The 18938-nt window shown below is 46.7% G+C and carries 20 protein-coding genes and 1 tRNA gene; 3 read left to right on the forward strand and 18 right to left on the reverse strand.

Going from position 1 to position 18938, the window contains the following annotated elements; all coding sequences use genetic code 11:
• From ICE94_RS02125 to ICE94_RS02145, 5 genes are all read right to left on the reverse strand, one after another.
• Positions 1-264 carry a DUF4212 domain-containing protein gene (locus tag ICE94_RS02125; protein ID WP_216148187.1) on the reverse strand — a complete coding sequence of 88 codons (264 nt, stop codon included), beginning with the start codon at positions 262-264 and terminating at the stop codon, positions 1-3.
• A 92-nt stretch (positions 265-356) separates the two neighbouring features.
• A complete protein-coding gene (locus tag ICE94_RS02130; protein ID WP_255539057.1) occupies positions 357-929 on the reverse strand; it encodes a tetratricopeptide repeat protein in 573 nt (190 codons plus the stop codon).
• Entirely contained in the window at positions 926-1222 is a 297-nt protein-coding gene (locus ICE94_RS02135; RefSeq protein WP_216148190.1) for a hypothetical protein, read from the reverse strand. The genes ICE94_RS02130 and ICE94_RS02135 overlap by 4 nt, the downstream gene beginning before the upstream one ends.
• A gap of 189 nt (positions 1223-1411) precedes the next feature.
• Complete coding sequence (locus ICE94_RS02140) at positions 1412-2050, reverse strand: PolC-type DNA polymerase III (protein WP_216148193.1); 639 nt, start codon at positions 2048-2050, stop codon at positions 1412-1414.
• Position 2051: 1 nt separating this feature from the next.
• On the reverse strand, positions 2052-3962 hold the full coding sequence (locus ICE94_RS02145) for a DUF294 nucleotidyltransferase-like domain-containing protein (protein ID WP_216148197.1): 1911 nt from the start codon (positions 3960-3962) through the stop codon (positions 2052-2054).
• A gap of 61 nt (positions 3963-4023) precedes the next feature.
• Between ICE94_RS02145 and pdxH the strand changes: the two genes are divergently transcribed.
• On the forward strand, positions 4024-4659 hold the full coding sequence (gene pdxH / locus ICE94_RS02150) for a pyridoxamine 5'-phosphate oxidase (RefSeq protein WP_216148201.1): 636 nt from the start codon (positions 4024-4026) through the stop codon (positions 4657-4659).
• A gap of 19 nt (positions 4660-4678) precedes the next feature.
• On the opposite strand, the gene msrA is transcribed toward pdxH, so the two are convergent.
• Complete coding sequence (gene msrA / locus ICE94_RS02155; protein ID WP_370623790.1) at positions 4679-5215, reverse strand: peptide-methionine (S)-S-oxide reductase MsrA; 537 nt, start codon at positions 5213-5215, stop codon at positions 4679-4681.
• Between the two features lie 35 nt (positions 5216-5250).
• Positions 5251-6561 carry a DNA-directed DNA polymerase gene (locus ICE94_RS02160; RefSeq protein WP_216148206.1) on the reverse strand — a complete coding sequence of 437 codons (1311 nt, stop codon included), beginning with the start codon at positions 6559-6561 and terminating at the stop codon, positions 5251-5253.
• 56 nt (positions 6562-6617) lie between these two features.
• Between ICE94_RS02160 and ICE94_RS02165 the strand changes: the two genes are divergently transcribed.
• The gene (locus ICE94_RS02165; RefSeq protein WP_216148209.1) at positions 6618-8003 is read left to right on the forward strand and encodes a coniferyl aldehyde dehydrogenase; all 1386 of its coding nucleotides are present in this window, start codon (positions 6618-6620) and stop codon (positions 8001-8003) included.
• 11 nt (positions 8004-8014) lie between these two features.
• Here ICE94_RS02165 and ICE94_RS02170 read toward each other — a convergent pair whose 3' ends face one another.
• The 4 genes from ICE94_RS02170 to hemC are packed head-to-tail and all read right to left on the reverse strand — an operon-like array spanning position 8015 to position 11673.
• The gene (locus ICE94_RS02170; RefSeq protein ID WP_216148211.1) at positions 8015-9208 is read right to left on the reverse strand and encodes a heme biosynthesis HemY N-terminal domain-containing protein; all 1194 of its coding nucleotides are present in this window, start codon (positions 9206-9208) and stop codon (positions 8015-8017) included.
• Positions 9209-9210: 2 nt separating this feature from the next.
• Entirely contained in the window at positions 9211-9915 is a 705-nt protein-coding gene (locus ICE94_RS02175) for a uroporphyrinogen-III C-methyltransferase (RefSeq protein ID WP_216148214.1), read from the reverse strand.
• Between the two features lie 9 nt (positions 9916-9924).
• Positions 9925-10716 (reverse strand): uroporphyrinogen-III synthase, encoded by a 792-nt coding sequence (locus ICE94_RS02180; RefSeq protein WP_216148217.1) that lies wholly within the window; start codon positions 10714-10716, stop codon positions 9925-9927.
• Positions 10717-10722: 6 nt separating this feature from the next.
• Positions 10723-11673 (reverse strand): hydroxymethylbilane synthase, encoded by a 951-nt coding sequence (gene hemC / locus ICE94_RS02185; protein WP_255539058.1) that lies wholly within the window; start codon positions 11671-11673, stop codon positions 10723-10725.
• Between the two features lie 41 nt (positions 11674-11714).
• Between hemC and argH the strand changes: the two genes are divergently transcribed.
• Positions 11715-13142, forward strand: coding sequence for an argininosuccinate lyase (gene argH / locus ICE94_RS02190; RefSeq protein ID WP_216148223.1), 1428 nt, complete (start codon positions 11715-11717; stop codon positions 13140-13142).
• An 82-nt stretch (positions 13143-13224) separates the two neighbouring features.
• On the opposite strand, the gene ICE94_RS02195 is transcribed toward argH, so the two are convergent.
• The 7 genes from ICE94_RS02195 to ICE94_RS02225 form a co-directional block, all read right to left on the reverse strand.
• On the reverse strand, positions 13225-15474 hold the full coding sequence (locus ICE94_RS02195; RefSeq protein ID WP_216148226.1) for an arginine/lysine/ornithine decarboxylase: 2250 nt from the start codon (positions 15472-15474) through the stop codon (positions 13225-13227).
• A 196-nt stretch (positions 15475-15670) separates the two neighbouring features.
• A complete protein-coding gene (gene dcd, locus ICE94_RS02200; RefSeq protein WP_216148229.1) occupies positions 15671-16240 on the reverse strand; it encodes a dCTP deaminase in 570 nt (189 codons plus the stop codon).
• A gap of 23 nt (positions 16241-16263) precedes the next feature.
• Positions 16264-16884, reverse strand: a complete 621-nt coding sequence (gene mobA / locus ICE94_RS02205) for a molybdenum cofactor guanylyltransferase MobA (RefSeq protein WP_216148232.1) — start codon at positions 16882-16884, stop codon at positions 16264-16266.
• Positions 16878-17939 (reverse strand): selenide, water dikinase SelD, encoded by a 1062-nt coding sequence (gene selD, locus ICE94_RS02210; protein ID WP_370623766.1) that lies wholly within the window; start codon positions 17937-17939, stop codon positions 16878-16880. Before selD ends, mobA begins: the two co-directional genes overlap by 7 nt.
• 29 nt (positions 17940-17968) lie before the next feature.
• Complete coding sequence (locus ICE94_RS02215; protein ID WP_216148238.1) at positions 17969-18346, reverse strand: DsrE family protein; 378 nt, start codon at positions 18344-18346, stop codon at positions 17969-17971.
• Complete coding sequence (locus tag ICE94_RS02220; RefSeq protein WP_216148240.1) at positions 18343-18807, reverse strand: glycine cleavage system protein H; 465 nt, start codon at positions 18805-18807, stop codon at positions 18343-18345. Before ICE94_RS02220 ends, ICE94_RS02215 begins: the two co-directional genes overlap by 4 nt.
• Before the next feature lie 25 nt (positions 18808-18832).
• Positions 18833-18929 (reverse strand) — tRNA-Sec (locus ICE94_RS02225).
• Between the last annotated feature and the right edge of the window lie 9 nt (positions 18930-18938).

Consider the following 18938-nt stretch of genomic DNA (forward strand, 5'->3'; position numbering starts at 1 on the left):
TTAAGCCTCCTCTTCTTCTGCACATCCGTGCTCTTGATCTAAATTGTTCATATATCGCGCATAGAAGGCGATGATCAGAACATAGATCACCAATGAACCCTGCGCACCCATCCAGAAGCTAAATGGCCAGCCAAAGAATGAGAAGCTTAGGTCGCGGGCGTTATACCCAACCACAAACGTGACAATGAACCAGATAGCCAACAGCACAGCTGTGATTCTGAGGTTCTTTTGCCAGTATTGGCGATGCGATTCCGTTAATTGCATAACAGTTTCTCCTCGTTGTTACAAAACCAGGTTGCCCTGGACCATATGCGATTCATTGGTTAACACCAACTTGCAACCGAACCGCTCCTCCCTCACGAAACTTTGAGTCCAGTTTCCCGCTCCAATTGGGCGGCCACTTTGGGCTCAAAACCCTTCAGATGCTTAATGATTTTCATAGCCTCTTCAGGTTCATGACGATCGACATGAACCCGCGCCAACTGATACCAGGCGTAAGGGCTCATGGGTTGCAATTTGGTATTGTGTTTGAGAGCTTTAATCGCCTCATCAAACTTATTGAGCTGAATAAGAACGAGACCAAGACCATACCAAGCACGGTCGATTTTGTCGTCAAGCTCAATCGCTTTGCGGAAACTAAATTCTGCGTCTTCGATTTGTTTTTCTTCTTCTTGCATAAAACCTAGATTGAACCAAGCGTAGGCTGGCGCATCCGGTTTGGCTACTAATCGCTTATACAGGGCAATCGCCTCTTGCTTCTCACCAAGTTCTGCGTGTAGATGGGCCTTGCTTGCCAAGGCATAAGAATCATTCGGGTACTCATCGAGCATTTCAGAAAAAATATCAATTGCAGCTTGTTTCTGGCCAAAAACAATGCAAGCCACTGCGCGCCACTTGTAGGATTGCCATTTCATATCAAAGTTCATCATTTACACCCCACCATGCCCATCGCAATACAGTGCTCTACCTTAGCAATCGTGATTGCGATGTAGAAAACAGAAACCACACAAAAAGCCACAAATGGAATATGACGCTCAGCAACCATTTTTGGAGAAATCAACTTCGCAATGAAAGTCCAGGGCCTGTTAATAATCTGGAACAGCTGATAAAAGAGATTGGTATCTCGCTTATTGCCTGCAAAAATGAAAAGAATGCCTTGCCCGATCAGGGACAGCGCACCGATGTACAAAACAAGTTGCAGAGTATTCAAAAATTGAATCAAACCAAGTCTCCAGCCAAGTTCTTATGGCGCAACTATGACTTTGTAAGCTACAAGAAAATATTGGTGCTTACCCTAGGAAAAATAATCAATTAAAACAATTACTTAGTACTTGTTTTCCATTTAATACCCTTAAATAAATTAAGTTTTATTAATAATTGAGAGTCAGCAAACCAAACTTATAAAGCAGGCTTAAGTACGTGGAATCCAGCGGGATTGTTTGGCTAAATGGCTCAAAGCCCGGCAATTAGAGGCGAGCGGGCGTAATTGGGGCCAGATTTGCATCAATAGCTCTGCGGTGGCGAAGGTATCTGCTGCAGCTTGATGCCTAACCGCACACTGAATGCCAAAATGCGCCATCCATTGATCTAGAGTACGGGCTTTAATTTGTGGGTAACTGGCTGCCGCCAAGGGCTCAATATCAATCCAAAGGTTCTTGATTTTTTTACCAATAAAATACTGATACGCCCGCTGAATCATGGCTTCATCAAAGGCTGCATGAAATGCAAAGAGCGGAGAGTTACCCACCCAATCTCGAAATTGCGACAAAACCAGGACTGGATCTTGACCCGAGCGTTGGGCATGAGCACCAATCCCGTGTAACAAGATATTGTCCTTATCCGAGACCTCATCTTGCCGAAGTACTGCCTCAAAACTATCACTGAGATCGAGCGTGATTTTCTGTTTGGCATGATCGACCTGTATCGCTAAAGCTGCGATGGCCAATAAACGATCTCGATAAGGATCTAGACCACTCGTCTCGACATCCAAGACGATCCAACGATTTTCATCGGCGCCCGTTGAAGAAAAGAATCTATCAAACCAAGACATCTTAACGACCATAGTCCAGTTCCAGACGCTGCTGGAGGGTTCTGATGGTTTTAATCGACTCCTTAAGAATCCGTCGATCAATATCATTCAAGGATGCGTACTCCATCATATTGGGATTGTCTGCTATTGAAGCTCCTTCAATCTGTATCGACAGGCGTAGCATTTGTAAAAACTCAAAGGCGCTCACCCATGCCTCATACTCACGCTCAGGGACTTCTAGAGCCCGACCCACTTGCAATAAGCGCTCACGCGTACTGGTGACAGTAATACCTTTAGCAAGAGAATAAATACGTGCGGCATCGACCACAATGGCCGTGCCCTGCATTTTTAAATCAATACATTCTTTGCCAGCTACTTTTTGCGTATCAATACCACCATGCCAACTGATAGGCACTCGCATACGTAATGAATTATCAGCCAGTAGCTTAATGAAACGTGGAATCGCTTGAGCTTGACGTGTAACTAAATCACGCATAGGCGTGACTAGATCAGCGTTACCTGCGACCACACGGAAGTCAAAATAAATACTAGCGTTCAACAAATCTTCAGGACTACCATGCTCAATCCAATGGGAAAAGCGTTCGAGCCACTCAGTATCTGATAAACAAATTTTGGGATTGCTCGCCATGACTTGCCCTTTACACAAGGGGTAGCCACATGCATCGAGGGCAAGATTCACTTCTTTTGCAAAACTCAAATACTTGTTGCGTTCAGCATCGGGGTCAGAGCTTACAAAAACTAAAGCATTGTCTTGATCCGTCGCAATCGTTTGCTCACCCCGCCCTTCCGAACCTAGAGCCAACCAAGCAAAGGTCTTCAAATCCAACTGATGTTGATTGGCATGAATGAGTACCAAACGCTCACAAATTAAATCATTAAGATGGCTAATCAGAGCCGTGAGTTGCCGAGCCTGAACTCCTTGCCCCAATAAATTCTTGGCGAAATTCCTAATATCTTTTGCACAGGTGATGAGTGTCGCGACATCCTCGGCAGTCCGAATCGCGCTACTAATATTTTTAAGAGACAAACGCTGCGCAGCAAATAAATCACGCTCAGATACGATATTGACAATCTCCTGGCCATCCATGACAGGTACATGACGAATACCATACTTAGACATCATCAAGGCAGCATCCTGCGCGGTATCCATGACCGTTAAAGCCTTAACCCCCCGAGTCATGACGTCTGAAATGGGTCGTTCAAGACTGACTGCAGGCATGGTGACACGACCTAAAATGTCATAGCGCGTCAAAATACCGACTAAGTCTTTTTGGCTATTCGTCACCAGAATCGACCCTACCCGACGCTCATGCATTTGCTTTAAAGCTTCTTGAATCGATGTGTGCTCCTGTACAAAGAGTGGTTTTTTTCTAGGCAAGGCCCCCAAAGGCGTCTCTAACGACTGTTCGGCAAAAACCTGCGAGGCGTAATGGCGTTGCAGAATTTTTCTCGACTGCTCCAAAAACTTGAGAATTCTTTGATTCAGAAAATCAGCAAATGGTCCAGACTGCTCAGCCAATTGCAACATCGCATCACGACTGATGGTCAAACAAAAACAATCCCCCTGGGCAGAATAAGTGGCTGTCACAGCACGCCCAGCCATCGCTGCACTCACGGGGAAAAATTCACCGGTTTCAATGGCATGAGCAGCACCGGCTTCTTGTGCAATTCCTTTACGGGCTACGACCGTACCTTGACGTACAAAATATAAACGGTTAATCGGTCCATGATTGGGATCCAGAATGACTTCATCAGGCTCGAAATAGGATTCTTTGGCAGCTTTAATAAATTGATCGATGTGTTCTGCCTGCATTTCTGAAAATGGCAAGACCTGCATCAATTGTTGGCGCAAGTTCACCACCAAACTTTTTGACGGACTTAAATCTTTAGGCATTTCATGAATTTCCGACATCAATAGCCTCCCTATAATGAGGTCTAGCTTATCAAAGAAAGAAAAACCTTATACTTCCTTTATGACTCGATTATCTGATTTACGTCAAACTTATATGAAAGGCAGCCTTTCTGAGGAGGATGTCGCGAAAGACCCTACTGAGCAGTTTCATATTTGGTTTGAACAGGCACGCCAATCTGAGATTGCTGAACCCAATGCCATGACGGTCGCTAGCATAGATGCATCAGGCAAGCCCAGTGCACGAGTAGTCTTAATTAAAGAAGTGGATCAGCGTGGCTTTGTCTTTTTTACGAACTACGAGAGTCGTAAAGGCCAAGCACTGATTGCCAATCCCCATGCCGCTCTCTTGTTCTTCTGGCCAGAACTAGAAAGACAAATCCGTATCGAAGGACGCGTCGAGAAAATTGATGCTAGCGAGAGTGATGCTTATTACCACTCACGCCCACTCGACTCCCGTATTGGGGCGTGGGCATCACCGCAAAGCCAAGTGATTTCCGGGCGTAGTTATTTAGTCGCTAAAGCCGCTGAGTATGGTCTCAAATTTGCCTTAAATCCCCCACGCCCACCTCACTGGGGAGGCTTTCGAGTTATTCCTGAGCAATTTGAGTTTTGGCAAGGACGTCCTTCGCGTCTGCATGACCGTATTCAATATATCCAAGAAAACGGTCAGTGGCGCACACAACGCTTAGCGCCCTAAAGACACTTTTGTATGACTGCTAATCTTTTAGATATTGGCTAAATTGTTGGCGAAACTTCTGTACTTTAGGCCCCACCACAAAAGCACAATATCCCTGAAAAGGATGATTTACAAAATAATTTTGGTGATAGGCTTCCGCTGGGTAATACACGCCTAATGGACTGAGCTCAGTGACGATAGGGTCACTATAAATACCCCGCTCTTCGAGTTGCTCGATGGTCTGCCTGGCAACTCTCTCTTGCTCAGCACCCTGGTAATAAATCACTGAACGGTATTGAGTACCCACATCGTTACCCTGGCGATTTAAAGTCGTTGGATCATGAATCGCAAAAAAGACTTCGAGGATCTGCGCATAAGAAATGATTGTCGTATCAAACTCGACCTTCACCACTTCAGCATGTCCTGTGCTTCCTGTACAAATAGACTCATAATCAGGGTTGAGGGTATGACCACCGGTATAACCTGACTCGACATGACGCACGCCTTGCAGCTGCTGATACACCGCTTCTAAGCACCAGAAACAACCCCCACCTAACACCGCATAGTCCATAAACAGTGACTTTCTATTGTTTTCATGAAGAAGGCTTGATGCTAATGCTTTCCAGGTTTTCCTGCTGACCAAACACCCAAGCCCCCCTCTTCTAAATTGAGATCTGGAATGTGGTTAAAAGCAATACGGGGCGGCCCTTTCTCAATCGCATGATGAGCTCCCCCAAAGTACAAAGTATTTTTACCGTAACGCAAATTAATGGCATCTAAAGCCTCATCTAAAGGATGCTGATCATCTTCAAACATACTCAGCGTGATTCCTGCAGCATTCTCTAATTCACTCAAAATAACACCCACAGCAACAGGTTGTACATGGGATTCACGAGGATAGTGTTGCCACATAGTTTCTAAAGCCTTCAAAAAAGTGGTGGTTTGTTGTGTGGCCCCAAACTGAACTTCATCTGCCCAACGTAAATAACTATGCTCAGCCTTCCTAGAACCTCGAATCACTAACTTCACTTTGACCGTCAATCTCTTAGAGGCAAAGCCATAATGTCTTAAACGTGCTGCAGCACGCTGCAAGAGGCGATGCGCCACCGCAAATGCACCGGTCGCATTGCGGTATTCTGGAGGCAACACATGCGAGTGTGAAACCGATGACTTTTCTGTCGCAGGGTCTGGCACCCACTCCCCACGCAGACGCGCCCACATACGCTCGCCTTCAACCCCACCCCAAACACGTCGCAATTCAGCTTGGCTGGCAGCACATAATTTGGCAACCGTATCAATCCCATAACGGTGTAAACGTTCTTCCATGGCCACACTGATGCCATTGAGATCTCGTAGAGCCAAACGATGCAAAATATTCGGCAAATCAGCCTGCTCAATCACCACTAAACCATTGGGCTTTTGCATATTACTCGCCGTTTTTGCCAAATAACGATTAGGCGCAATGCCAATTGAACAGCGCAAATATTCCCCAACGCGGGTATAAATAGCTTCTTTAATTTGTATAGCGAGACGCTCAGCATTAGCACGCTCACGATCACGCCCGCTTAACTCACACCACATCTCATCAATCGAACGCACTGCGGTCACAGGCAAACACGACTCTACGGCAGCAATCAAACGATGGTGCAAACGAATGTATTCAGGGGGCCTGGCTTCGACAATTTCAATGCCGGGGCATAAGCGTTTTGCCTCACGCACACCCGTTCCTGTTTTGACGCCAAACCGCTTGGCCTCCACGCTAGCAGCAATACAACAAGTGCTATCCGTCACTACTGCAACAATACCCACAGGCTTACCTCGTAAATCAGGTCGCATTTGTTGCTCAGCCGAGGCAAAATACGAGTTGAAATCAACGTATAAAGCTCGTAAAGCTGTTGGCGTTGTTTGTGTAACAGATTTCATAATACTGTATAAATATACAGTATAAAAATAAATTGGCCTATAGTGAGATAAAAATAATGAATGCCCTACACCTACAACTCGAAGATCTAAAAAAGGCTTATCAACACGATGCCAATCCCAGTTACGAAGTGCGTAAAGAAAGAATCTTGCGCGTCGTGCAAATGATTGATCGTTATGAAGATAATTTGTGCAAGGTGGTCCAAGCAGACTTCGGCTATCGCCACCCTGTGGAAACTCGTTTGGCTGAATTGAATATGGTCAGACAAGCAGCTAAACATACGATTAAACATTTACGCGAATGGATGCGCCCACAACTAGCGGAAGTCCCTTGGCATTTACGACCCTCTCGCGCCTGGACTCAAGCCCAAGCTAAAGGGGTCGTGGGTATCGTCAGCCCGTGGAATTACCCAATCCAGTTAGCCCTGGTGCCAGCGATTGCCGCCTTAGCCGCAGGCAATCGAGTTTGGCTCAAGCCTTCTGAACGCAGCCCGAGAACATCTGGCTATTTAGCCACACTGATTAATGAATTTTTTCACCCTCTAGAGTTTTCTGTCACCACAGGCGATGCTCAAGTCGCTCGTGATTTTGTGAGCCTACCTTTTGACCATTTATTTTTTACGGGCTCTACCGCTGTTGGAAAAATGGTCATGCGCGCTGCAGCTGACCACCTAACACCTGTGACTCTCGAATTAGGCGGCAAAAGTCCTGCCATGATTGCCAGCGATGCCGACATTGAAGATGCAGCACGACGTATTGCCTACGGCAAATTACTCAATAACGGTCAAACCTGTATTGCTCCAGATTACGTCTTATTACAAAGTGCCCAGAAAGAACATTTCTTAAAAGCCTTGCATACCGCTGTGAGAGAACTGTATGGCAAGACAGAGCTCACTCAAGCGATCGATGCACGCCAACAAGAACGCTGGGAACAATTAACGCAAGAGGCAGTCAGTAAAGGGGCACAACGTCATGAGCTATTAGATCCTCTAGCGACTGGTTTTACACCCTGCGCTTTAACTCAAGTACCCCACAATAGCCTCATCATGCAAGAAGAAATCTTTGGTCCTATCTTGCCCATCATTGAAGTTGCAGACAGCGCTGCCGCCATCGAGTATGTACAAAATCATGAACGCCCTCTTGCACTTTATTGGTTTGGAAAAAACAAAAAGCAATTGCAAACAGTGCTCGAGCAAACCCACTCAGGAGGCGTGGCTATCAACGACACCCTATTGCACATCACCGTTGAGAATTTACCTTTTGGAGGTATTGGCCCTAGTGGCATGGGTGCTTATCACGGTAAAAGTGGTTTTGATACCTTCAGTCATCAAAAATCTGTACTTCATGTGAAAGGCTATCTAGGTATTAAGGCTTGGATGGGTACGCGCTTAGCGCACCCGCCTTATGGCAAAACTGTCGAACGCTTGATCCGCTGGCTATCTTGATTCAGGAAGATTTATAAAGTGGCGTAAACGCTAGCAGCTTGTTTATAGTGTAGCGCCGCTTCTTCTGCCTCAGCCAAAGCCTCATGTAATTGTGCAAGATATAAATGCGCACTCGCTTTAACCATCGGTTTACTGCGCACATCTTTTAAAACACCTTGCAAACTCACTTTGGCTTTACCCCAAAGCTTTTGCTGATAACACAGTCGCCCGAGCGCAAGGGACACTTGAGGTTCTGTAGGATATTTCAACATCCAGGTGTCTAATTTTTGGATTTGTTGCAGGGCAGACTCACCTGCTTCCCAACATTCAGGATAAAGATCCATCAAAGCAGCATCCCACTCAGCATCCAAGGACTCTTCAATCAGTTCACGAGCTGTTTTTAACTGCCCAGTCGCCAATAAGCCCTTGGCCATCACCAAAGCCACGCGTGATAGACGGCGATCTTCTTTAGGTAAGGTTTTCCAAATCTTTAAGAGAGCTTCATGATCCGTCGATTTTTCTTGAACTAATTTAGAAACTGCTTCCTGAATATTTTTTTGTACCAAGACAGGATGTAGGGCCCCATGCTTACTCAAACTATGCGTTAAACGTAAGACCTCTGTCCAACGTTTGAGTTGCTGATTAGCGCGTAAGGCAATTCTTTGTACAAAGATTTGTCGTCCGCCACCTTTTTGTAACTGCTCAATGGTTGCCAAAGCTGCTTGCGCATCATTGGCATCCATTTGCATATCCGCTAACGCCACTAAACGAGCATGCTGTTTATCGCTAGCCGTAATCTTCTCTAACCATTGATCACGTAAATCAAATTGATTTAAGCGATGTGCAGCACGTGCGGCCAATAAAGCGGCAGTATCGGCTAGAGCATCGTTAGCACTCGCTGCTTGTGCCGCCTTCAAAGCTTTTGAAAATCGTCCGGCAAAAATTTCTGCAATCGCCTCAGCAATATGACTCATGGCTTGTGCTTCGCGACGCTTTTTACGATAAGCCGCAGCCTGACGTGGCACATCCAAAACGGCAGCAAAAGTTCTCCAGGCCACTACAGTCACCACAAAGAGTCCTAGCAATAGGCCAATCAATAAATTAAAACTGAGGTCCACACGATAGGGTGGGAAATAAATCGTGACGTGACCCTCATTTGCACTTGCAAATAAGGCAATCAGAACTGCTGCTGCAAATAAGAACGCTAACCACAAAGCATGGCGCATACTTACTGCCCCTTCTGCTGCGGTTGAGCAATTTCTTTTTGCAGATCACCTAAGAGCTTTTGCATGGTCACTACAGCAGGCGCCTGAACTTGGTAATGTTTCGCGAGTAACTTTTCTGCTTCTTGTAAATCAACCCGTGTGGCTGCTGGCATCTTCGATAACCAAGCCAAACGTGCACTGAGTAAATGCATACGTAATTGCTGATGAATCAGGCTTTGAGCTGCAGGCGTCATCGCCACATCTTGCACATCACCCACAACTTGAATACGAATGAGCTGCTCACCGATTTTTTTAATTTCTCTGACAACACGCTCAGATAGTGCTGGTCCACCAGAGGAGTCTGGGCTTTGAGTAATATTTGCCTTTTGTGGCAAAGCCATCATCGGTAGATGTGTCGATAACTGAATCAATTCTTGAATCCGTTGGGCTACAGGCGCGAGATTTTTTTCGCTCTCTAAAGTTGCCTTGAGCATCTCTGTCAACTCGGTTTCACTGGCTTCCAAAATGGCCAACTTCGTTTCAAGTTCAGCGACTCTCGCATCTAATTTGGCGGGACGCTGATACAGATGAAAACCGGCCTCAATAGCGAACCACAAGACACAGACGGCCACTGCAACCCACAAGGCCTTCCACAGACCGGCAGATAAAGCATCAGCCTTGGCTTTTTTAGTATCCACGTCTAGGCTTGTTTGAATTTTTTCTGTCATAACTCTATCTTAACTGAGCGAGTCATTTTTATACCATGCAGATGTGGCAGCCAATATAGCTTCATCCCCTGAGCCGGCCAAAGAAACTTTGCGAAATCCCAAATCCTCAATAGCCGCCATAATCCGAGGATGACTAGCAATCATCTGCACATGCTCAAACCAAGGCGCTCCCCATGGCTTTTTTTGTAGGACCTGCGCCCAATGACGCGCCGCCTCAGAAGAAGTCATTAAACAACAAGTTTGGCTGGGTTCTAAAGTGGCGAGCTTATCCCATAGGCTCGCTTCACTAGAGAGGGTGACGCGCTGATACGCATTAATCGGATAAACATGCGCACCATGCATGACAAATTGCTCTCCTAACCAAACTCGTCCACCGACTCCTTTTAAGAAAAGTACTTGTTGATCTTGCATAGGCCACTTCAGGGCTTGTAAAGCAGCCCATAAACCTTCTGAATCTTCTTGACCTTGGGGGGCAATAATTTGATAACCAGAAGCCTGATCAATACCATGATGCAATAACGCTCTTTGACTCCCCATCCCCACAATTGCAATCGGTACCTCTTTAGGCCAAGAGCCCGCCAACATGCGCATGCCGCATTCCACAGCATTAGGGCTGACAATCACAGCTAAATCAGTCTTTTTTAATTGTTCACGTAAACGCTCAGCCTCACGCGGATCCTCATTGGGCAAAATAGTGAGTAAGGGTATTTGCAAAACATGAGCAGCCGGTAAAGCAACACGAATCAACTCAGCCAACTGGGCAGCTTGCCCCGGGGGCCGAGTGATTAAGACTGTTTTCATGAGTGTTTATTCAGGTCTAGTAGGTATGAGCTTTAAAGCTCCCTGTGCAATTAAATCCTGAGCGACTTGTAAACCCAATGCATTAGCCTGCTCCTCGGTCTGAATCTGAGCTTGGGTTTCGGCACGGCAAAACTCTTGACCATTGGGGCTTGCGACAAAAGCACGCAAATACATCTGCCCATCCCCTTGCCAAAGTGCATAAGCGGCCAAAGGAATATCGCAAGATCCTCCTAAAGCACGCGATACCGCTCGCTCAGCAGTCACCGCTAAACTCGATGCCGCATGTCTTAGCGGACTTAAATATTGGGCAACATCAGTACGATCTGAGCAGATTTCAATACCCAAAGCACCTTGACCCGCTGCCGGCAAGCTATCCTCAGGCTGAATCAAAGAACGAATCCGAGTCGCTAAACCCAAACGTTTCAAACCAGCCGCAGCCAAGATAATCGCCGCATACTCACCACGATCTAGTTTAGCTAAGCGAGTGTCCAAATTACCGCGCAGGGGCTGAATCTCTAAATGGGGATAACGCGCGCGCAAGGAAGCTTCTCTGCGCAAACTCGCAGTCCCAACGATCGCCCCGGCTGGCAACTCAGACAGCGCCTGATACTGATTCGACACAAAAGCATCGCGTGGGTCTTCACGATCCATCACGCAAGCCAAACTAAAACCTTCGGCCAATTGCATGGGCACATCTTTTAAGGAATGGACGGCCAGATCTGCTCGACCTTCGGCCAAAGCGACTTCTAGCTCTTTCACAAACAAACCCTTACCCCCCACTTTGGAGAGCGTACGATCCAAAATTTGATCCCCACGGGTAGTCATCCCCAGAATCGAGACATCACATTGTGGGTAGAGCTTACGTAGACAATCACGGACATATTCGGCTTGCCACATAGCCAAACGACTCTCACGGGAGGCAATGACGAGTTTTTGAGGTAATAAATTTTCTTGCATAAGCATAAGGATAAGCCCTTTCAGGCAATATACTTATATTTATGAGCGACAAAAACAGTAAAAACAACTCTTTAGACAATAAAGATCAAGCATGGTCAGCCCGTTTTGCTGAGCCGGTGGCTGAACTTGTTCAACGCTACACCGCCTCAGTCGGTTTTGACCAAAGAATGGCCATGGTCGATATCCAAGGCTCTCTTGCCCATGCCCAAATGTTGGCTCAACAAAAAATTATCAGTAATGATGATTTGACGGCTATTCAAAAAGGTATGGCCCAGATCCAAGCAGAAATTGAATCAGGTCAGTTCCACTGGCAACTGGCTCTAGAAGATGTGCACCTGAATATTGAGGCTCGCTTAACGCAACTCGTGGGCGATGCCGGTAAACGTCTACACACTGGTCGCTCGCGCAATGATCAGGTAGCTACGGATATTCGTTTATGGCTACGCGGTGCAATTGACCAAATTGATAGTCAACTGACACAGCTCAGAAAAGGCTTATGTGATGTGGCTGAAAAACATGCAGCCACGATCATGCCTGGCTTTACCCATTTACAGGTCGCCCAACCCATTAGCTTTGGCCATCACTTGATGGCTTATGCAGAGATGTTTGCGCGTGACGCGAGCCGTTTGCGGGACTGCAGAGCTCGTGTGAATCGTTTACCCTTAGGCGCTGCCGCTTTAGCCGGTACCAGCTATCCGATCGATCGTGCGCTCGTAGCAAAGCTCTTAGGCTTTGATGGAGTTTGCGCTAATTCATTAGACGCCGTCTCTGACCGTGATTTTGCAATTGAGTTTTGTAGTGTGTCATCTTTAATCATGACGCATATTTCACGCCTATCTGAAGAGCTCATACTCTGGATGAGCCCCAGAATTGGCTTTATCGATTTACCCGATCGCTTTTGCACTGGTAGCTCGATCATGCCGCAGAAAAAGAATCCGGATGTCCCTGAATTAGCCCGCGGCAAAACAGGGCGAGTCAACGGTAATCTCATCGCCATGCTGACCTTAATGAAAGGCCAACCTTTAGCGTATAACAAAGATAATCAAGAAGACAAAGAACCTCTCTTTGATTCTGCCGATACAGTCTTAGATACGCTCACAATCTTTGCCGATATGGTGCCCCATATTCAAGTGAAGGCAGAAGCAATGCGTGCTGCTGCATTACAAGGTTTTGCAACCGCCACTGATTTGGCTGACTATCTTGTGAAAAAGGGTCTACCCTTCCGCGATGCCCATGAGGCAGTCGCTCACGCCGTAAAAACGTGCGCAGCTCGCCAGTGTGACCTAGCTGATCTCAATCTCGATGAATTACGCGCCGCATGCAATCTTGGACAACAAGCTCAACTGATTGATGCTGACGTGAAAGATTGCCTAACACTAGAAGGCTCGATCGCAGGTCGCCAACATGTCGGCGGCACAGCCCCACAACAAGTGCTTCGTGCAATTGCGGAGTACCGCAAGTCCTTGTAAAGCAGTTATCGAGAAATATTGAATCAGTATCAATAATAAAGGCCAACATCGTTGGCCTTTATTGTTAGTGGTGACTGATCAGTTAACTCTTCACACAATCAACGTAGTACTCTTTACGTCCATTGACCTCACCTTTGACCAAGCCATGGACATCCGTCTCAAAACCTGGGAATTGCTCATTGAACTCACGGGTAAAGCGTAAATAATCAACAATACGACGATTAAAGCGCTCGCCAGGGATTAAAAGAGGAATACCGGGTGGATAAGGCGTGACTAACATAGCAGTGACCCGCCCTTCAAGATCATCAATCATGACGCGCTCAATATCTCGATGCGCCATCTTGGCCCAAGCTTCCGCTGGAGGCATCGCTGGGACCATATCTGACAAATACATTTCTGTTGTCATGCGGGCCACATCATATTTTTTATAGACTTGGTGAATCTGTTGACACAGATCCTTAAGACCCATACGTTCATAGCGTGGATGTTTATTGACAAACTCAGGCAAGACGCGCCACAAAGGCTGATTCTTATCAAAGTCATCTTTGAACTGTTGCAAAGCAGTGACCAAGGTATTCCAACGCCCCTTGGTAATACCGATCGTAAACATAATAAAGAATGAATACAGGCCTGTTTTTTCAACAATCACACCGTGCTCGGATAAATATTTGGTGACGATGCTAGCCGGAATACCCGTCTCCGCAAAACTTCCATCCACTTCTAAGCCCGGTGTAATGACTGTGGCTTTGATGGGGTCGAGCATATTGAAGCCCTCAGCCAGAAGGCCAAAGTCATGCCAACGCTCACCGGCTTTGAGCATCCAATCTTCACGTTCGCCCACACCCTCTTCAGCTAAATAGTCAGGGCCCCAAACCTTGAACCACCAATCGGCACCCCATTCTTCATCGACCTTACGCATGGCACGTCTAAAGTCCAATGCTTCAGAGATCGATTCGTCGACCAAAGCTGTGCCACCGGGGGCTTCCATCATAGCTGCCGCCACATCACAAGAGGCGATGATGGCGTACTGTGGGCTGGTTGAGGTATGCATCAAATAAGACTCATTAAAGCAGTCGTAATCTAATTTATTGTTATCTGCATCCTGAACCAAAATTTGTGATGCTTGTGACAATCCCGCTAATAATTTATGGGTCGACTGCGTTGAGAAGACCATGCTATTTTTAGGCTTCGGACGTCCCTGACCAATCGCATGCATATTCTTATAGAAGTCATGGAAGGTCGCATGCGGTAACCAGGCCTCGTCAAAGTGCAAAGTATCCACTTGGCCATCGAGCATTTCTTTGATCATTTCCACGTTATATAAGACACCGTCATAGGTACTTTGCGTGATCGTTAAAACACGTGGCTTGGCAGTTTTATCCTTAATGAATGGATTGGCCGCGATTTTCTTTTGAATGGTTTCCCATTTAAATTCTTCTTTTGGAATCGGTCCAATAATGCCGTAATGATTACGCGTTGGCATCAAAAAGACAGGGATAGCACCCGTCATCATGATGGCATGCAAGATTGATTTATGGCAGTTCCTATCGACAATCACAATATCGCCAGGAGCGACTGTCGAGTGCCAAACAATCTTATTAGAGGTCGACGTACCATTAGTGACAAAGAACAAATGATCACAATTAAAGATACGCGCAGCATTACGCTCACTCGCAGCAACAGGCCCCGTGTGATCAAGTAATTGCCCTAACTCATCGACCGCATTACAGACGTCGGCACGCAACATATTTTCACCAAAGAATTGGTGAAACATTTGACCGACCGGGCTTTTTAAGAAGGCTACTCCACCGGAGTGCCCAGGACAGTGCCAAGAGTAAGAGCCATCTGAAGCATAGTGCGTAAGAGCTCTAAAAAATGGGGGCGCTAGTGAATCAAGATATACCTTGGCTTCACGAATGATATGGCGCGCCACAAACTCTGGGGTATCTTCATTCATGTGAATGAAACCATGTAGTTCACGCAAGACATCATTAGGGATGTGGCGTGAAGTTCTAGTTTCGCCGTACAAGAAAATAGGAATTTCTTCATTGCGTTTGCGCACTTCCATCACAAAGGCACGCAAACTACCCAAGGCGACATCAATCTCCTCGGCGCTACCCTCGCCAAACTCTTCGTCATCAATCGACAAAATGAAACAAGAGGCACGCGAAGCTTGTTGCGCAAATGAAGTTAAGTCGCCATAGCTCGTCAGGCCCAATACTTCCATACCTTCAGATTCAATCGCTTCAGCGAGCGCACGCACCCCTGAACCAGAAATATTTTCTGAGCGAAAGTCTTCGTCAATGATGACAATAGGAAAACGGAACTTCATCGTACCTCCTAGGCGCAATTGCTCGCGTCAAAGATCAAAAAATTGGTAAAACGAGACTATAAAGACAAATTCAGTAGTTTTGTTGAATTTTTGGGTAGATTTTGACCTCTTTTTATGACAGAGGTCGTATTTAGTGTTTTTGCTCCCAGTAGAGGCCCTCTTTTAGTCACCAGAAGGCCTCAGGAGAGAGGTTTGCTTAGGTTTTCGGTAAGGTGACACCCACCTGACCTTGGTATTTGCCACCACGGTCTTTATAGGAAGTTTCACAAATCTCGTCGCTCTCAAAAAAGAGTACCTGTGCGCAACCCTCACCCGCATATATCTTGGCAGGCAATGGCGTGGTATTGGAGAACTCGAGGGTCACATAACCTTCCCACTCTGGCTCAAAAGGTGTCACGTTCACAATAATGCCGCAACGTGCGTAAGTACTTTTACCCAAACAAACTGTCAGCACACTGCGAGGAATCTTAAAGTACTCCACCGTTCTAGCTAAGGCAAATGAATTAGGAGGAATGATGCAAACATCCCCCTTAAAATCCACAAAAGACTTTTCATCAAAGTTCTTCGGGTCAACAATGGTGCTATTGATATTGGTGAAGATCTTGAACTCATCAGCACAACGAATGTCGTAGCCGTAGCTTGATGTGCCATAGCTGACAATCTTGTGTCCGTCTTGAGCATAACGAACTTGCCCCGGTTCAAATGGGGAAATCATGCCGTGCTCTTCGGCCATTTTGCGTATCCAGCGATCAGATTTAATACTCATAGCGTTATTTTGACATACCTTATTTAGCTTCTTGTTTTTGCAGCCGCTTCGTAGCGCGCGAACTCTTCTGGTGTATTGGCATTGGCAAATGACAAGGCATCATCCACATCGATGGTTGCATGCTCAATTTGGGTGTACCAATCCAAGACTTTACGCTGCCCACTATCCAAAAACTGACTCAAACGAGTCGCCATGGAACTTCTGATGAGAGCAAAGAGCGGTTCAGCATGCCACCGCCCATCGGGATCTTGACTTTGCGCATAAACCACATTAGCTTGCGTGGCTTCCATGCGCTCGTACAAGCGAGTCATCAATGAACCGTCTAAGAAAGGTGCATCACAAGGCACCACAAAGACATAGGGAGTGGGTGCCGCCTTCAAGCCCGCCTCAATGCCCGATAAAGGCCCTTGATAATCAGGCAAACGATCTCTCACCACCGGTAACCCCATAGCCTCATAGTCTTCAATATGGCGGTTAGCACTGACAAGCACTAATTCTGTTTGAACCCTTAAGACATCTCGTACACGCAAGGCCAAACTTTGGCCTGCAAACTGTAAGAGTCCTTTATCCTGACCCCCCATGCGTGAGCCGCGCCCGCCAGCAAGAATCAATCCCATAATGAGTGGGCTAGGCAAACTCAGCATGCTTTGACGCTTAGATGAACACGGCCATCACTGGGGCCAGTGATTTGCCCAACAATACTGGCTCGAGAAAAACCTTCTTGCGCAAAGATCTCCAACACCTGTGAAGCCACATCAGCTTGGCAAGCCACCAAGAGACCGCCACTGGTTTGTGGATCAGTCAGTAAGGCGCGCTCCACATCTCCTAAGGAGGGATCTAACTCTATAGCGTCGCCATAACTTTGCCAGTTACGGCGTGAAGCGCCCGTAATAAAACCTTGCTGAGCCAACTCTTGCACCTGGGGTAAAAACTGCAGCTGGGCATAATCAATACGAGCATGTAAACCAGAGCCTTTAGCGATTTCTAAGGCATGTCCTAGAAGGCCAAAACCAGTCACATCGGTTAAGGCATGCACCCCTGCCAATGTGGCTAAGCGCGTACCTGGTGTATTGAGTTGGGTTGTGTTCTTTAGCATCTCCTCATAGTGCAGCGTTGAAAGCTGTTCCTTTTTCAAAGCGGCTGAGTAGATACCCACACCCAAGGGCTTACCTAAGATGAGCACATCTCCACGCTGCGCCGTGGCATTACGCTTGAGGTGTTTAGGATCAATGATGCCAATCACCGCTAAGCCATAAATGGGCTCGACCGAATCAATCGAATGTCCACCAGCGATAGGAATACCTGCTTTAGCACAGACCTCACGACCCCCATTAAGAATCTCAGCAATATCTTCTGGCGGTAAAACATGGATAGGCATACCCAAAATAGCCAAGGCCATCAGGGGCGTGCCGCCCATGGCATAAATATCAGAGATGGCATTAGTTGCCGCAATCTGACCAAAATGACGTGGCTCATCAACAATCGGCATAAAGAAATCGGTGGTGGCAATCAAGGCTTGATGCCCATTGATCTGGTAGACAGCTGCGTCATCAGCAGTTTCAGTACCGACTAGCAACTCTTTAGGCAAAGGAAATTGCACCGAAGTTTTGAGTAACTCGGACAAAACTCCTGGTGCAATTTTGCAACCACAACCACCACCATGCGATAAAGAAGTGAGGCGTACTTTTTGTTCAGGCACTATCAATCCTTTAAATATCTTGAGTTCATTTAAAACGTCATGACTGTTACGCCATCACCAGTCGCGCGATCGAGCATCGTCACCATACCTATAATTTCTCCAAACTCAGCAATCATGTCCTCTTTGACTAATTGCCGATCACGCATGGCAGTACTACAAGCATGAATCTTGGCTCCCGCACGAATCGCATCATCAATAAAGTCAGACAGGCGACGATTCATTGGGGGAATTGTTTGATGTCTAGCGGGATTGTCTTGAATAAATAATTCAACACTCGCACCCAAGGCATGGATTTCCACATCCATATCCATCGCTGCTGCTGCGGCTGCAAAGAAAAATGGCGTGGCCGCTAACTGCGGCGCCTGAGTGCTCGCTTGCCATAACTGAATGATGACGGCCTTTTTCAAGAGTTACCCTTGGTCTTTTGAAATTCTTCCAAACTTGTAAAACGGTTCAAATCCATGAGCTCAAGCGCGCGAGCTTCAATGGAATGTCCTGGCAATAAACTCTGGCGGGCCTCATCAGGATGAATGGCTCTTAACTGAACTAACCAGCTTTCTAGGGGAACGCGGTTGATCTTGATGGGGCGCTCCTGCACAGGCTCATTAGCCGCCGTCACAATCGATGCAAAAGGGGTACGAACTGTAATGATGGTTTTAGCGACTTCAATCAAAGCAAATGGCTCGTTCTTCTCTAATTCTCTTTGCAAGGGTTTGGGGTTGAACATATACAGGTCCCCGACCAAGGCCGCTCCAAAAGGAGTAATCCCCACACGATACTCATCATCACTCAATGGCTCAAACCAAAGATTGAGATCAGCGTCATACAGCAAGTGCTCAGGAAAGGCACATCCACGTATCTCAGACATGTTTTCTATCCCTACTATAGTGATATGGCGGAAGAGTATGGGAGTCGAACCCACCAAGGACTGTACGACAGCCCTTCCCGGATTTGAAGTCCGGACGTCCCGCCGGGGAGCGAACCTCTTCCATGTGAAAC

The sequence above is a fragment of the Polynucleobacter sp. MWH-Loch1C5 genome (assembly GCF_018881775.1).
Lineage (GTDB): Bacteria > Pseudomonadota > Gammaproteobacteria > Burkholderiales > Burkholderiaceae > Polynucleobacter.

Excerpts from the sequence above, each read along its gene's own strand:
- ICE94_RS02195 (WP_216148226.1), bottom strand. The coding sequence starts at position 15,474 with ATGAAGTTCCGTTTTCCTATTGTCATCATTGACGAAGACTTTCGCTCA.
- ICE94_RS02180 (WP_216148217.1), bottom strand. The coding sequence starts at position 10,716 with ATGAAAACAGTCTTAATCACTCGGCCCCCGGGGCAAGCTGCCCAGTTG.
- dcd (WP_216148229.1), bottom strand. The coding sequence starts at position 16,240 with ATGAGTATTAAATCTGATCGCTGGATACGCAAAATGGCCGAAGAGCAC.
- ICE94_RS02165 (WP_216148209.1), top strand. The coding sequence starts at position 6,618 with ATGAATGCCCTACACCTACAACTCGAAGATCTAAAAAAGGCTTATCAA.
- hemC (WP_255539058.1), bottom strand. The coding sequence starts at position 11,673 with ATGCAAGAAAATTTATTACCTCAAAAACTCGTCATTGCCTCCCGTGAG.
- ICE94_RS02140 (WP_216148193.1), bottom strand. The coding sequence starts at position 2,050 with ATGTCTTGGTTTGATAGATTCTTTTCTTCAACGGGCGCCGATGAAAAT.
- argH (WP_216148223.1), top strand. The coding sequence starts at position 11,715 with ATGAGCGACAAAAACAGTAAAAACAACTCTTTAGACAATAAAGATCAA.
- ICE94_RS02175 (WP_216148214.1), bottom strand. The coding sequence starts at position 9,915 with ATGACAGAAAAAATTCAAACAAGCCTAGACGTGGATACTAAAAAAGCC.
- ICE94_RS02220 (WP_216148240.1), bottom strand. The coding sequence starts at position 18,807 with ATGTCTGAGATACGTGGATGTGCCTTTCCTGAGCACTTGCTGTATGAC.
- ICE94_RS02130 (WP_255539057.1), bottom strand. The coding sequence starts at position 929 with ATGATGAACTTTGATATGAAATGGCAATCCTACAAGTGGCGCGCAGTG.
- ICE94_RS02170 (WP_216148211.1), bottom strand. The coding sequence starts at position 9,208 with ATGCGCCATGCTTTGTGGTTAGCGTTCTTATTTGCAGCAGCAGTTCTG.
- ICE94_RS02160 (WP_216148206.1), bottom strand. The coding sequence starts at position 6,561 with ATGAAATCTGTTACACAAACAACGCCAACAGCTTTACGAGCTTTATAC.
- mobA (WP_216148232.1), bottom strand. The coding sequence starts at position 16,884 with ATGCTGAGTTTGCCTAGCCCACTCATTATGGGATTGATTCTTGCTGGC.
- pdxH (WP_216148201.1), top strand. The coding sequence starts at position 4,024 with ATGACTCGATTATCTGATTTACGTCAAACTTATATGAAAGGCAGCCTT.
- ICE94_RS02145 (WP_216148197.1), bottom strand. The coding sequence starts at position 3,962 with ATGTCGGAAATTCATGAAATGCCTAAAGATTTAAGTCCGTCAAAAAGT.
- ICE94_RS02125 (WP_216148187.1), bottom strand. The coding sequence starts at position 264 with ATGCAATTAACGGAATCGCATCGCCAATACTGGCAAAAGAACCTCAGA.